The following is a 13,871-nucleotide window of genomic DNA, read 5'->3' as shown; positions in this document are numbered from 1 at the left end:
TAGTCTAACATTTTGGCTTACCTCTTAAAAAAACTAGGGCAATGGTGCTTCAGAGGTTACCTCTTCAATATTCGAGACTTGGAGCACCAGACGAAACGGCCGTTGCATCCGCTGTTGGATAAACTGCTCCATCAGTTCTACCTGTTTTGGGGTCACAGGTTCACGGGCACGGACATTAATGCGCACAACTGGGGGGTCGGTTACCCAAGTTGTTTCCATGTTCAACAAATCCAAACGTTGAAATGTCAATGTCCCCCTCAGGAGGGCTTGGCGCACTTTCTGTTGCAAGCGCACTTGCTCGATGAGGCGGCTAAAACTAATCGCCAAGGGAATCACCAAAAGGGCCGTCAGGGCAGCGGCAATACTAAGGGGGCGGCGGCTTTGGTGGAGGGGAATATAGCCAACCAGAACAAAAACCAGCATGCAGGCCAGGGTAATTCCCAAGAGGTTAGTTAAGTACAACAGGGTTGCCCCACCACTGAGGCTAGAATTCCACTGGGCAATGCCCAAACCAATGGTGCAAACCGGCGGCATCAGAGCAACGGCGATCGCTGTTCCGGCCAAGGTATTCGAGACACGAGGCTCGGCCATGGCATAGGCACTTACTGCTCCCGCCGCAACAGCAATGCCTAAATCTAGAAGATTCGGTTGCGATCGCGCCAAGATCTCGCTGCCGTAGGCCTCAAGACCGACAATCATTCCCAGTATCCAAGAGATACCAATGGCCATGAGCGTGCCCACAATTAGGGCAGTTGCCGCCTCGCGAAACATTTTGAAGTCACCGATGAGAGCCGCCAGAGCCAGCCCACGAATCGGCAACATCAGGGGAGCAATCACCATCGCCCCAATGATGACAGCTGCACTATTGGCAAGCAAACCAAAGGTGGCAATCACACAGGAGCTGATAATCAGAATAACGTAGGGCACATTGAGCTGGGATTCTGCATAGAGAATCCGGATGAGTTGGTTGAGGCTTTCGGGGCTGCGGCGATGGTAGCGGAAAGACTGCAACTGATGCAGCCAATGGGTGAAAACCTGTTTCATGGACAACCTTGGGCGGCAGTTTTTTGAAAATAGACTAAATCAATCCTACAGGAACTGCCACTGATCAAAAGTTGCCGCCTGTCCCACCGCTGCCCCCGCCTCGTCCAAGACAGTCCAAATCCAAGCATTTTCAATCCGAAAGCGCCGCCCAGATCGAGAGATACGAATGCCGCAGTAGTTGTGGATGTAGCCTTGCCTTGCTGCTTGGGCAAGAAGTGCTGAGCGCTCCACCTGAGCAATGGGTTCAGCAGTGAACCGTGAAGGGAGCTGTACCAGTTCTGACCAAGAGAGTTCCCATAGGGCAAGGGCTGCCTGATTGCCGTAGTTGAGCACCGGATCGGCTTCGCACCCATGGGAAAGAACAGGTTGGAACCAGTGGAACAACTGCTGTGCCAAGGCCAAGTCCTCCTTCGCTCCCTTAGGGAGGAGCGATCGCCCCGTCCAGTGTTGAAAACTGGCACAGATTCGCCGCGCTTGCTGAATGGCCTGTGGCTGCAACCAAGGCTCCATCATTTAGACCGTGGTCAAGATACGACTGGCGGCGGCCACCCCGGCGCCGGGGCTAAAGTTGTTGTACCCCAATTCGGCGAGCACCGCTTCAAGGGCACTGACCGCTGCCAGAATATCGCGATCGCTCACAAAGCCGAGGTGACCCACGCGGAAAATCTGCCCCTTCAGGTGATCTTGACCACCCGCCAAGGCAATGTCAAAGCGTTTTTTCATCAGACTGCGAATCTTCTCCGCCTCTACCCCTTGGGGAGCGACAGCGGTAATGGCGGGACTCGCGCAGTGATCAGGTGCATATAGGGGCAAGTTCAGGGCCTTCATAGCAGCACGGGTGGCTTGCATCAGGCGCTGATGGCGGGCAAAGATATTCTCCAAGCCCTCCGCTTGCATCATCTCTAGGGCTGTCTTCAAGGCAAAAAAGAGATTCACAGGCGGGGTAAAGGGGGTGGTGTTCTTGGCTGCGTCCTTGCGGTATTTCCCTAGGTCAAGGTAAAACTTCGGCAGGGTGGCTCGCTCGTAGGCTTGCCATGCCTTGGCACTGACGCTGACAAAGGCCAATCCCGGCGGGATCATGTAACCCTTCTGGGAGCCTGAGCCAACCACGTCCAATCCCCATTCACCCACAGGGACATTGACAGCTCCTAGACTGGTGACCGCATCCACAATGATCAAGGCTTGGCCGTGGGCTTTGACGTGGCGGTTAATCGCCTCTAGATCGTTGATCACTCCCGTTGAGGTTTCACTGTGGGTCACGATCACCGCCTGAATTGTTTTGGCCGTGTCTGCCTCTAGGGCTGCTTTGAAGTCATCGGGATTGAGGGGCTGTCCCCAAGGGGCGGTAATGCGCTCCGTTTTCAGACCGTAGGCCTCACAGACCTCTGCCCAGCGATCGCCAAATTTACCATTACAGCCCACAAGGACGCGATCGCCCGCACTGAGAAAGTTAATGATTCCGGCCTCCATCGCCCCTGTGCCACTGGTGGTTAAAATCAGCACATCATCCGTTGTTTGATGCAGCCATTTCAATCCCGCCGTTACCGCTGCCATGATCTCGCTAAAGTCACCGCTGCGGTGGCCAATGGGGTGTTTGCTGAGGGACAAAAGTACCGACTCCGGTACCGGCGTCGGCCCCGGAATCATCAACATTGATTTATCTTGCATTGTGAGTTGCGAACCAATCCCTAGAATGAAACGACTAAGCCCAGTGAGCAGCCATATGCTCTGCCAAGTCCAGAACCCGCTGGCTATAGCCCCACTCGTTATCGTACCAAGCCACCACTTTCACCAGCGTGCCCCCCATCACCATGGTTAGAGAGGCATCCAAAATCGAGGAGGCGTTGTGCCCCCGATAGTCTGAAGACACCAGTTCCAATTCGCTGTAGTGGATAATCCCCTTCATGGTGGTTTCAGAGGCTTCCTTGATTACTTGGTTCACCTGCTCAGCAATGGTGGGTTTTTCCACCTGCGCCACAAAGTCCACCACAGAAACATTGGGGGTGGGTACCCGCAGAGCAATCCCATTCAGCTTACCTTGCAACTCAGGAATGACTAATCCCACCGCCTTGGCGGCACCCGTAGAGGTGGGCACAATATTCATCGCGGCTGCCCGCGCCCGCCGCAAATCGCGGTGACTGGCATCGAGTAGGCGCTGATCTCCCGTGTAGCTGTGGGTAGTTGTCATCATCCCCTGTTGAATGCCAAAGGTTTCATGGAGCACTTTGACAATGGGGGCTAAGCAGTTGGTGGTGCAACTGGCATTGCTGACGATGTCTTCACTGGGATCGTAGGTGTGGTGATTCACCCCGACCACATAGGTGGGGATGTTGCCTTTACCGGGAGCTGTAATCAGGACTTTTTTGGCACCGGCGCTAAGGTGCTTGCTGGCACCCTCGCGGCTGGTAAAGACCCCCGTGGCTTCAATGACCAGGTCAATGCCCCAGGCGCTCCAAGGCAGATTTTCGGGGTTGCGATCCGAGACACACTTAACTGCATGCTCATCCACATAGATGCAGTCATCGTCAGCCCTAATCTCGGCATCTTGGAAAATGCCCAACATCGAGTCATACTTCAGCAAATGGGCATTGGTGCGGGGATCGGAGGTATCGTTGATGCCTACAATCTCTAGCTTGCTATTGGCTTTTCGCTGTAACCAGCAACGCATGAAGTTCCGACCGATGCGCCCAAAACCATTGATAGCGACTCTAACCACCTGCTCCCTTCCTCTGTTTACTAACTCATGGTCAGAAATGATCTAGGAAACATTCTAAGGGGGAATGGTCATTTTATTTCGCTTTTTTTAACGGCGCACCAAAGGTCGCTCCTGCAAAGGGGCTGACAGGGCCTCCTCTAGGGGGGCACAGCCAAAGCGCTCCTCTAAAAGAGCCATGACGGTGCGACCAAAGTCATTGGGATTGAGTCGCCAAGCTGCAAGGCACACTTCCCCAAGGACGGATCCCATGGGTTCGGGGTTCCAAAGCAATTTTTTGGCAGTCCAAGGCATGAGACTCATGGGGTTGTAGCCGGGGCGCAAAATGCCGCGCTCGAGGGCATATTCCTCAAGGTGGGTGTGAGGTTGCAGGCCGATGAAGAAGATGGCCGGTTCAACGTTGTTGGCACCAAAGATGCGTTCCAGCTCGCGGTGGTAGGCAATCGTCTGGGCAATGGTGTCGGGACGTTCGTCTATTACGTTGAAGGAGTAGTTCACAGAAACAAGGGCATCAAACCCCGCGGCTTTCAAATCACGACAGTTCTGCAACACCGTTCGCAGGTTATAGCCCATGCGCATTTTCCGCACCAGTTCCTGGGAGCCACTGGTAATGCCGATTTCAAAGTAGTTCATCCCGGTTTGCACCATGAGGTCGCACAGTTCGGGAGTGAGGTTGTCGGCACGGATATAGGCTGCCCAGTGAATATCCTTCATGCCTGCTCTGAGAATTTCCCGCAGTAGGGCGATCGCATCGGGGATAAATTTGCGAGCGGGAATAAATTGGGCGTCGGTAAACCAAAAATTGCGCACACCGCGATCGTAGAGCTGGCGCATTTCCGCCACGACTTCCTCGGCAGGGTTAATGCGCACCTGTTTGCCTTCAACGACGGTATAGACGCAGTAGCAGCAGTTGTGGGGACAGCCCCGTTTGGTTTGCACGCCAATATAGAAGTCGCCCCCCTGAAGGTAATACTCGAATTCGGGCCAAATGGTCTCGATGTAGTCATAGTTGCAGGCAGTTTTTTCGATGGGGGTTGGCCATTCGTGGATCAGGCGATCGCGGGGCTTTTCAACACCGGCAATGTAGCAGCGTTCTTGAGCAATCGACTGGCCGGTAAGTACTTTGTAGAGCAGGGTTTCCCCTTCCCCCACAGAAACAATGGTGCCCTTGGGCAGTTGAGACCCCAGTTGTTCGTAAAAGACACTGACCGCACCACCACCGACAATGGTTGTAACGTCTGGATGGTAACGCTTAGCATGGTGGAGTCCCAAACGGATTAAGTTGAGGTTGCGCCAGAGTTCACCATAGTAGGCAGCCATCACCCGCAGACCCCCGATCGCCCCCCGCAACTTCACCAGGGGATTGCGAGCGTAATAGACCTCAAAGGCATGTTGCAGTGGATTGCCCCCCCGTCCCCCCACAGGGGCATAGATTTGAATATCCCGCCAAGAGAAGACAAGATGCGTGGGCTGAAATTCGTCAATAACTTGGGCAAGGGCAGGGCGAAAATCAAGGGGTGGCACCGTTCCCAAATCAAAAATCCGTTGTTCAACGCTTGGTAATTGCTTATGGATATAGTCTGCAAGATACACAACACCAATGGGAAAAATAGGGTTGCAGGGGAGACGGACATAGAGAACCCGAAGAGACATAAACTAGCCCAAGGAAGATCTATAGAAACGCTAAATTCTTAATAAACCTCTATCGCTGTTTAGGTTTTAACACATTTGCGCCTTTCCAGCAGGGGATCAGGGGAACTGAACTGAACTCAAGGCAAGGATCAACTCTGCATCCTGTAGTTGGGTTTACAACTATGGCCAATTGAGAATGCTAGGCTAACAAGGGTAAAGACCTCTCCCATAACAAACCATTACCCCCTATGCCGCAAATCTTTGATCCCCTTCCTAGCAATAGTTGCGATCGCATCCTCTGCTGTTATGTCAATGCCACCAGCAAAATTCAGGTGGTGCGGATTACCAATATTGCCAATTGGTATTTCGAGCGGGTTGTTTTTCCGGGGCAACGACTGGTGTTTGAATCACCACGGGCAGGACAACTGGAAGTTCACAGCGGCACAATGGCCAGCGCGATTCTTTCTGATACCATCCCCTGTACAGAGCTACTGGTTCAAGAAGGGGCCGGTAATTTTTTTCCCAGTGATCCCGTTATCCAACGGCGGTTAGAATTGATTAATGAAGCTCCTGAGGCTGTAGCTACAAAAGTAACAAGTCATTGAGTCAAGTCAGTCTGCGCCCGCGCACCACTGCCATTTTGGCCACAAGTTTAGATGGCAAGCTTGCCCGCTCGGATGCGGCCGGCAAACGTATTGCCTCTCACTACGATTTTCAACACCTTGAACAGCAGGTGGCCCAGGTGGACGCCGTACTCTTTGGGGCGACGACGTTGCGCTGGGGGGGGACAGCAATGCGCCTGCAATCTCCCCATCTCATTGCCGAGCGCGAACGCCAGGGGCGATCGCCCCAACCGTTGCAAATTGTCTGCTCCGCCAGCGGCAACCTAGACCCTGCGCTTCCCTTCTTTCGCCAGCCGATTCGCCGTGTCTTGCTGACCACTGAGAAGGGGGCTAGCCATTGGCAAGGATCCGCCGCCTTTGATGAGTGTTGGCGGGCAGGCGAAGAAGCAATTGACTGGCCCAAGGCGTTTGCCAACATGCAAGGGGCGGGGGTGCAAACCTTGGCGGTGTTGGGGGGCGGACAGCTTTTGGCATCCCTGTTGCAGATTGCTGCTATTGACGAATTATGGTTGACCCTCTGCCCACTCCTCCTGGGGTCGGCAGCCCCCAGCCTCTATCCCGATGGAGTCGAATTCTCAGGGATGTTGACGCTTCTCAATGTCTTACCTGTGGGCAATGAAGTGTATCTCCACTACCGTCTCACCTATGCTTGATCGCCACTGAGTCTAATCAATTCTCCTCAGGGATAATTCGCATCTCCAAGGGGGAGGCAAGAATGCAATCACAGTAATTGAGAACGGGGGGCGTAGGCCAACCCCACGTAACCCCAATACTCCCCGCAGCTCCCCCCCGCTGTGCCATCAGGCCGTCACTATCTGCATCGCCAATGACCACGGTTTGATCTGGTTGCACGCCAAGGCGATCGCACACCCTGAGGAATACCTGCGGATCGGGCTTTGTGGGTGGTTCATCTCCTCCCCGCCAGAGTTGGAAGAAGGGCTTCAAGTGGTAGGTGTCTAGAAAAGCCTCGATTTCCCACCTGCCGTCGCCGGAGATAATCGCCAAGGCACATCCTGCCCTGTGGAGTTGCTGCACTAATTGAGTGACACCCGATAGAGGGGGTGTCCACGGCGCTTTGGCCGTAAACTGGAGGTCGGCTTTTGCAAAGGCCGTGCGCACGAGTTCTAAAGCGGCAATCCAAGGAATTCCCTGGGTGGCCACAAAGGCCGCGGCGGCAATCAGGTTCTCCTGCCGTGTTCCCACTGCTTGCAATCCGGTTGGCTCGAGATGATCACCGATCACCCCAAAGGCCTGAAGTAGTGCCTCTTGCAAATTCGGGAAGTGTTCGGCAATTTTCACGGCGCGGGCGATCGCCACCAACCGCAGGTAATCGGCAACATCCGCTAATGTGCCATCTTTATCAAAGATCACTGCTGCTACCGAGTGAAAACAGCGTCCCTGACACCACAGCTGCACCATTCCCCAAACCTCTTGGGTAGTAGGATCAAAACACAAAGCACAGAAGATGATGAGGATACTTCTCCCTTGATTATCGTCATTGATAACTACGACAGCTTCACCTACAACCTTGTCCAGTACTTAGGGGAGCTAGCGCAGGAGTTCCCAATTGCTGCGGATCTGCGGGTCTTTCGCAACGACAGGATCGGCCTCGAGGAAATTGCCGCCCTTGCCCCTGCGGGTGTTGTCATTTCCCCCGGCCCTGGTCGCCCTGCGGATGCCGGAATTTCTGAACCACTGATCCGCACCTATGCCGGAAAACTGCCCATCCTAGGGGTTTGCTTGGGGCATCAAGCCATTGGGGAAGTCTTTGGCGGCACGGTGACACTGGCACCAACACTGATGCATGGCAAAACGTCAGAAATCTACCACAGTGGTGTGGGGGTGTTCCAAGAGCTGCCCCAACCCTTTACGGCAACCCGCTACCACAGCCTCGTCATTGACCGTGACAGTTGTCCCGATGTATTGGAAATTACCGCCTGGACAGAGGATGGCCTAATTATGGGGGTGCGTCACCGCCAATATCCGACACTGGAAGGGGTGCAATTTCATCCGGAGAGCATTCTTACCACCTGCGGCAAAGACCTGCTACGGAACTTTTTGCGTCAAGTGTCCAGTCCATCGGTGTGAGCCGGCCACTTTTCGGTACACTGAGCTGGAATAGGAGTGTCGGGAGAAAAAATGGAACGGCGGCAGTTCTTGCGTTTGGCTCAAATTGGGGCGATCGCCAGCCTTGGTGGACATTGGGCAGCCCATGCTCAAGGGAGGGGTCTTTCGCTTCAGTGGTTTGGCCACACCTGTTTTCTCTTTACGGGCAGTGGTCAGCGGGTACTGGTGAATCCCTTCCGTCCCATTGGCTGCACCAAAGGATTACGGCCTCCCCGTGTTGCTGCCGATATCGTCATGATTAGCAGTCGCCTCTTCGACGAAGGCTACATCGAAGGCTTACCCGGCCAACCGAAACTGCTCTTTCAACCCGGCTCCTACAAAGTTAACGGTCTGAGCATTCAGGGCATCCGCACTAGCCATGACCGCGTCGGTGGCTTTCGCTTTGGCGTCAATGTGGTTTGGCGCTGGCAGCAGGGGGGCATCAATCTCCTGCACATGGGGGGGATTGCCATGCCCATCACCATTGAGCAACGAATTCTCATGGGACGGCCTGATGTGGTCATTGTCCCCGTGGGGGGGAGCGATAAGGCCTATACGGCCGAGGAGGCGAAGGCGGCTATTGATGCGCTGCAACCTCGCTTGGTGATTCCTTCCCACTATCGGACGGCGGCGGCTGACCCCAACAGTTGTAATCTCGCGGCGCTGGAAGACTTTTTGAAGGTGATGGAGGGAACTCCGGTGCGCCGCAGTGGGAGTGCGTCCCTCAGTCTATCGGCAGCCAATTTGCCCCAGAAGACCACTATCCAAGTTCTCAATATCTGATCAGAAAAACCGCTATTATTGTGTGTCATTGTTTCCCGTAGAACAAGTAGCGAGTTGAGGAAACGCCATGATTCAGGTTGAGCACCTGACCAAGGTTTACGGCACAACTGTCGCCCTACGGGATGTCAGCTTTTCGGCCGCTACGGGAGAGATCCTCGGTCTCCTTGGCCCTAATGGTGCAGGCAAAACCACCACCATGCGGATTTTGGCAGGGTATCTGCCGGCAACCAGTGGTACAGCCTCGATTGCAGGCTATGAAGTGCACACAGATCCAATGGCAGTACGGCAGCGCATTGGCTATCTGCCCGAAAATCCTCCCCTTTACCCAGAAATGACGGTGGCAGGCTATTTGCACTTTGTAGCTCGCATCAAAGGCGTCAGTGCCGGCGATCGCCCCCAGCGGGTAGAATATGCCCTCAAAAGCTGTGGCCTTTGGGAGCAGCAACGGACAATTATTCGCAAACTCTCCAAGGGCTACCGGCAGCGGGTGGGCATTGCCCAAGCCATCGTCCACGATCCGCCCGCCATTATTTTGGATGAACCCACGGTGGGTCTCGATCCGCGTCAAATTATTGAGGTACGGAATTTAATTAAAAACCTGGCGGGACAGCACACAGTGATTCTTTCTACCCACATTTTGGCAGAAGTGAGCATGACCTGCGATCGCGCAGTGATTATCAACAAAGGCGAAGTCGCGGGCATTGGTAAACTGGATGAATTGCTGCAACGCCTCAGCAGCAACTACACCTATGACCTCGAAGTGGTGGGCGATCGCCCCCAGATTGAATCCCTGTTACAACACCTTCCCCATCTACAGCAGATGACCTGGCACAATGGCCCTGCCCCAGGGCGACAGCAGCTGCGGGTGAGTAGTCCAACAGAAATTGGCGCTGATCTTGCCAACCTCCTTGTCCAAAATGGCGTGCAACTCTTTGAAATGCGCCGCTCCCGTGCCAACCTAGAGGAGGTGTTCTTGAAGCTCACGACCGATGAACCAGTCGCAGAATCCAGCGATGAACCCGAAAAAGCCCATGCTTAGCGTTTCCCGCCACGGGCTGCGCGTCCTTTTTGCCAACATTCTTGCCATCTACCGCCGCGAACTCCAGAGTTACTTTACTGCCCCCTTCTACTATGTGATTGCCGGCGTATTCTGGCTGCTCAGCGGCCTTTTTTTCCTCGTTGTCATGACGACGATTATCAACCAGGTGGCTCAGCAGGATTTACTGCAACAGCAGTTTGGAGCGCCAAGCCAAGCCGTTGATGTGCCCAAGCTGATTCTTGAAAGCTTCCTTGGACTTTTAGGCTCCATTTCCCAAGTGATTTTGCCGATGCTCTCCATGGGACTCTACACCGAAGAGCGTAAACGCGGCACCTTAGAACTATTGGCCACCTCACCGATTACGAACTGGTGTGTGGCAACGGGTAAGCTTTTGGCAGTGTTGACGTTTTATACCACGCTCCTGCTGCCGGTGGGCGTTTATCAGTTTGTTGCCCTGCGGCAGAGTACGCCGCCCCTCTCCCCTTGGCTGATTTTGGCGGGCAACGGCGGATTGATTCTTTTAGCCGCTGCCATTCTCTCCCTGGGAATGTTTCTCTCCTCCTTGACCGATAGCACGATCTTGGCGGCCATTTTGGGGTTTGCTGTGTTGCTAATTCTCTGGGTGCTGGATGTCTTGGCCAAACATACTGGGGGGCATCTCAGTGATCTCCTCACCTATCTTTCACCCCTAGAGCACTTTACCCACCTGACGCGCGGAATTTTCCGCACCAGTAGCCTAGTTGTCTTTGGCAGTTATATTTTCCTAGGCATTTTCCTTACAGCGCAGTCCATTGATGCCTTTCGTTACCAGCGCAATTAGGGGGTATGGGTTATGAAGCGTTTTGCCCAAGGTTCAGCCGCCGGCATGTCCACGCTACTGCTGTGGGCGGCGCCACTCCTTATCATTGCGGGTTTGAGTGCTGGCTTTGTCACGCAGCGCTGGAATTGGCTCCCCTTGAGTCTTTTATCCCTGGGGGGGATTGCCCTGCTGCTGTGGCTGATCCAGCAAAGTCGGGTGTCTAGTGGCTTTTGGGGACGCCGTTCCACGCAAACAAGTACCAATGCCCTCTTGACGGTGATTGCTGTGATTGCCCTATTGGGCATTGTCAACTTTCTCGCGGATCGCTACACTCTTGAGATTGATCTCACGGAAAACCGCGCCTTTACCCTCGCGCCAGAAACCCGCGATGTTTTGCAAAATCTAGATCAGCCGGTGCGGGTCTTGGTGTTTGACCCCAATGCCGCCAGTCGCGATCGCCTGCTGTTAGAGCAATACCGCCGTCAGGCCAATGGCCAGTTTTCCTTCGAGTTCATTGACCCCCAAGAACAACCCGCCCTGGCCAAAAAGTACAACGTAACCCAAGTGGGGCAAGTGATTGTTGTGGCGGGCAAGAAAACCCAGCGCATTGATGAAAACCTTTCCGAAAGCAACCTCACCCCTGCCCTGATTCGTGTTACCAGCGATCGCCCAATCCGCGCCTATTTCACTACGGGGCACAATGAACTCCCCCTCATAGGTGGGGCGGCCAGCCTCAGTGAGGTCGCTAAACTCCTAGAGCAACGAGATGTGCAACTACAGCCTCTCAACTTGCTGGAAAAAGGCAAAATTCCCGAGGATGCCAATGTCATTGTTGTGGCGGGTCCACGGCAGCCCTTTTTGCGGCTTGAGCAGGATCTGCTCAAAGAGTACCTCAATCGTGGCGGCAGCCTTTTGCTGATGCTCGATGTGGATGTCAACGCGGGTCTTGAGGATTTACTGAAAAACTGGGGACTCACGTTGGATAACCGCTGGGTTATTGATGGCTCCGGGGTGGGTCAACAGGTGGGACTGGGGCCTGACACAATCATTGTCAGCACCTATGGCAATCACCCCATTACTCAGCGCTTTGCCCAAGGACCTAGCGTCTTTCCGCGCGCACAGGCCATTCGTGTTGATCCTGTAAAGGATGATAACATTGTGGAAATTGCCCTCTCTGGACCACAAACTTGGGCAGAAACCGAGTGGAAGTCGGGCAATCTTGAATTCACCGAAGGTGTAGATACCAAAGGGCCGCTGCCGATTGGTGTGGCAATTACTCGTCAGTTGAGTAACAATCCCCCAAAGGAAGCCCGCTTGGTTGTCTTTGGCGACTCAGAGTTTGCGACCGATGGCGTGATTGCCTATCAAGGGATTAATAGTGATCTCTTTGTCAATTCCGTACTCTGGTTGGGCGATCGCGACCAAAAGGCACTCTCCATTCGTCCTCGCGAAACGACCAACCGCCGCCTGCAACTCAATGTGACTACCAGTCGTTGGATTGAGATGATCAGCGTGTTTCTATTGCCCCTTGTGGGTTTTGGCTCAGCTGTTTTTGTCTGGTGGCGACGACGCTAGCCCATCTCTGGGGCAACAGTCTCCTACCCTTACCCTCGTTTGCTCCTCTATGCCCTGATCGTTGGTCTGCTTGGCGGCTGTGGGGTCACGGCTTTTTATTCGGGGGTCTCAAGTTGGGATTTGCGGTTTTGTGGGGGACTGAGCTTAGCCAAGTAAGCATTGGTACTTGGGCGCACCTCTATCCTTAACATTCGTGGCTTAGGCAGTTGGTTAGGGGATCGGTTGAATCTCCCCCCAGATAGCACCCGCATTCTCACCCCTTGGCACCACGCTGTTTTTTTGGAAGTCCCCCATGCTATACCCCCTTGAGTGTGGCCTGAGCTGGCATGAGGGGGCAATCGCGGTGGTGGTCACAAACACGCCTTTGGGGCTGCTGGTGATTCTGACCCTGCCCATTGCTTCCCTCCCCAGCCGGCGATCGCGGGAGGGCACCGCTGATCCCTGAGAAAATTATTAACAGAATATAAAATCCAGATATAACCCTTTACATTTTCCTGGGAGATTGATTAATATAAGGTTACATTCCGTTGCATAACCCCGGTCGGTGTTCCTAAAGTCTCTGAGGAACTCGCCGGAGAACTGTAAACGGTTTGTAGTATTCATTCATATTGTTCAACAGGACTTATCACTATGACGACTGTCTTACAACGTCGCGAGCAACTGAACCTGTGGGAGCAATTTTGCAGCTGGGTCACCAGCACCAACAACCGCCTCTATGTGGGCTGGTTCGGCGTGTTGATGATCCCCACTCTGCTTGCTGCTACCATCTGCTTTGTGATTGCCTTCATCGCTGCTCCCCCTGTGGATATTGATGGCATTCGTGAGCCTGTTTCCGGCTCCTTGCTCTATGGCAACAACATCATTACCGGTGCGGTTGTCCCCTCCAGCAACGCCATTGGCTTGCACTTCTATCCCATTTGGGAAGCGGCTTCCCTCGACGAGTGGCTCTACAACGGTGGCCCTTACCAACTAATCATCTTCCACTTCCTGTTGGGAGCCTCCTGCTACATGGGGCGCCAGTGGGAACTCAGCTACCGCCTTGGGATGCGGCCTTGGATTTGCGTGGCCTACTCTGCTCCCTTGGCCTCTGCCTTTGCGGTGTTCTTGATCTATCCCATTGGTCAAGGCAGCTTCTCCGATGGCATGCCCCTCGGTATCTCCGGTACCTTCAACTTCATGATTGTGTTCCAAGCGGAGCACAACATTCTCATGCACCCCTTCCACCAACTGGGTGTGGCCGGTGTCTTCGGGGGTGCGCTGTTCTGCGCCATGCACGGTTCACTGGTGACCTCCAGCTTGATCCGTGAAACCACCGAAACCGAGTCTCAAAACTACGGTTACAAATTCGGTCAAGAGGAAGAGACCTACAACATCGTGGCGGCCCACGGTTACTTCGGTCGCTTGATCTTCCAATACGCCAGCTTCAACAACAGCCGCTCGCTGCACTTCTTCCTCGCCGCTTGGCCTGTGATCGGTATCTGGTTCACCGCACTGGGGATCAGCACCATGGCCTTCAACCTCAACGGGTTCAACTTCAACCACTCCGTTGTGGATGCT

15 protein-coding genes are annotated in these 13,871 nt (G+C 54.1%); 9 read left to right on the top strand and 6 right to left on the bottom strand.

Annotated elements, in window-relative coordinates:
• Positions 1–33: 33 nt before the first annotated feature.
• From Q0683_RS09180 to Q0683_RS09160, 5 genes are all read right to left on the bottom strand, one after another.
• Positions 34–1,044, bottom strand: a complete 1,011-nt coding sequence (locus tag Q0683_RS09180) for a DUF389 domain-containing protein (RefSeq protein ID WP_298612169.1) — start codon at positions 1,042–1,044, stop codon at positions 34–36.
• Positions 1,045–1,089: 45 nt separating this feature from the next.
• Positions 1,090–1,557, bottom strand: a complete 468-nt coding sequence (locus tag Q0683_RS09175; RefSeq protein ID WP_298612166.1) for an MEKHLA domain-containing protein — start codon at positions 1,555–1,557, stop codon at positions 1,090–1,092.
• Entirely contained in the window at positions 1,558–2,712 is a 1,155-nt protein-coding gene (locus tag Q0683_RS09170) for an alanine--glyoxylate aminotransferase family protein (protein ID WP_298977399.1), read from the bottom strand. It abuts the gene before it with no gap.
• Between the two features lie 34 nt (positions 2,713–2,746).
• Entirely contained in the window at positions 2,747–3,760 is a 1,014-nt protein-coding gene (locus Q0683_RS09165) for a type I glyceraldehyde-3-phosphate dehydrogenase (protein ID WP_298977397.1), read from the bottom strand.
• 87 nt (positions 3,761–3,847) lie between these two features.
• Entirely contained in the window at positions 3,848–5,410 is a 1,563-nt protein-coding gene (locus Q0683_RS09160) for a photosystem II high light acclimation radical SAM protein (protein WP_298612157.1), read from the bottom strand.
• A gap of 227 nt (positions 5,411–5,637) precedes the next feature.
• Here Q0683_RS09160 and Q0683_RS09155 point away from each other — a divergent pair, with 227 nt between their 5' ends.
• Positions 5,638–5,994: a DUF1830 domain-containing protein gene (locus tag Q0683_RS09155; protein WP_298977394.1), complete on the top strand. Its 357-nt coding sequence runs from the start codon at positions 5,638–5,640 to the stop codon at positions 5,992–5,994.
• Positions 5,991–6,665, top strand: a complete 675-nt coding sequence (locus tag Q0683_RS09150) for a RibD family protein (protein ID WP_298612151.1) — start codon at positions 5,991–5,993, stop codon at positions 6,663–6,665. The genes Q0683_RS09155 and Q0683_RS09150 overlap by 4 nt, the downstream gene beginning before the upstream one ends.
• A gap of 16 nt (positions 6,666–6,681) precedes the next feature.
• Here the strand turns inward: Q0683_RS09150 and Q0683_RS09145 are convergent, their stop codons facing one another.
• Positions 6,682–7,431, bottom strand: a complete 750-nt coding sequence (locus tag Q0683_RS09145; protein WP_298612147.1) for an HAD family hydrolase — start codon at positions 7,429–7,431, stop codon at positions 6,682–6,684.
• A 66-nt stretch (positions 7,432–7,497) separates the two neighbouring features.
• On the opposite strand from Q0683_RS09145, the gene Q0683_RS09140 reads away from it, so the two are divergent.
• The 7 genes from Q0683_RS09140 to psbA form a co-directional block, all read left to right on the top strand.
• Positions 7,498–8,100 (top strand): aminodeoxychorismate/anthranilate synthase component II, encoded by a 603-nt coding sequence (locus Q0683_RS09140; protein ID WP_298612144.1) that lies wholly within the window; start codon positions 7,498–7,500, stop codon positions 8,098–8,100.
• 51 nt (positions 8,101–8,151) lie between these two features.
• Positions 8,152–8,901 carry an MBL fold metallo-hydrolase gene (locus Q0683_RS09135; protein ID WP_298612141.1) on the top strand — a complete coding sequence of 250 codons (750 nt, stop codon included), beginning with the start codon at positions 8,152–8,154 and terminating at the stop codon, positions 8,899–8,901.
• A gap of 67 nt (positions 8,902–8,968) precedes the next feature.
• Entirely contained in the window at positions 8,969–9,940 is a 972-nt protein-coding gene (locus Q0683_RS09130) for an ABC transporter ATP-binding protein (RefSeq protein ID WP_298977392.1), read from the top strand.
• Positions 9,933–10,760 (top strand): ABC transporter permease, encoded by an 828-nt coding sequence (locus Q0683_RS09125; RefSeq protein ID WP_298616931.1) that lies wholly within the window; start codon positions 9,933–9,935, stop codon positions 10,758–10,760. Before Q0683_RS09130 ends, Q0683_RS09125 begins: the two co-directional genes overlap by 8 nt.
• A gap of 12 nt (positions 10,761–10,772) precedes the next feature.
• Entirely contained in the window at positions 10,773–12,314 is a 1,542-nt protein-coding gene (locus tag Q0683_RS09120) for a Gldg family protein (RefSeq protein WP_298977389.1), read from the top strand.
• A 292-nt stretch (positions 12,315–12,606) separates the two neighbouring features.
• The gene (locus tag Q0683_RS09115; protein ID WP_298612849.1) at positions 12,607–12,759 is read left to right on the top strand and encodes a hypothetical protein; all 153 of its coding nucleotides are present in this window, start codon (positions 12,607–12,609) and stop codon (positions 12,757–12,759) included.
• Between the two features lie 185 nt (positions 12,760–12,944).
• Positions 12,945–13,871: photosystem II q(b) protein (gene psbA, locus Q0683_RS09110; protein ID WP_298977386.1), on the top strand; the 927-nt coding region annotated here is incomplete at its 3' end.

Source organism: uncultured Thermosynechococcus sp. (genome assembly GCF_938074695.1).
In the GTDB taxonomy this organism is placed as follows: domain Bacteria; phylum Cyanobacteriota; class Cyanobacteriia; order Thermosynechococcales; family Thermosynechococcaceae; genus Thermosynechococcus.
Note: the sequence above shows the minus strand (reverse complement) of the source record. Positions and strands in the feature narration are given on the sequence as shown.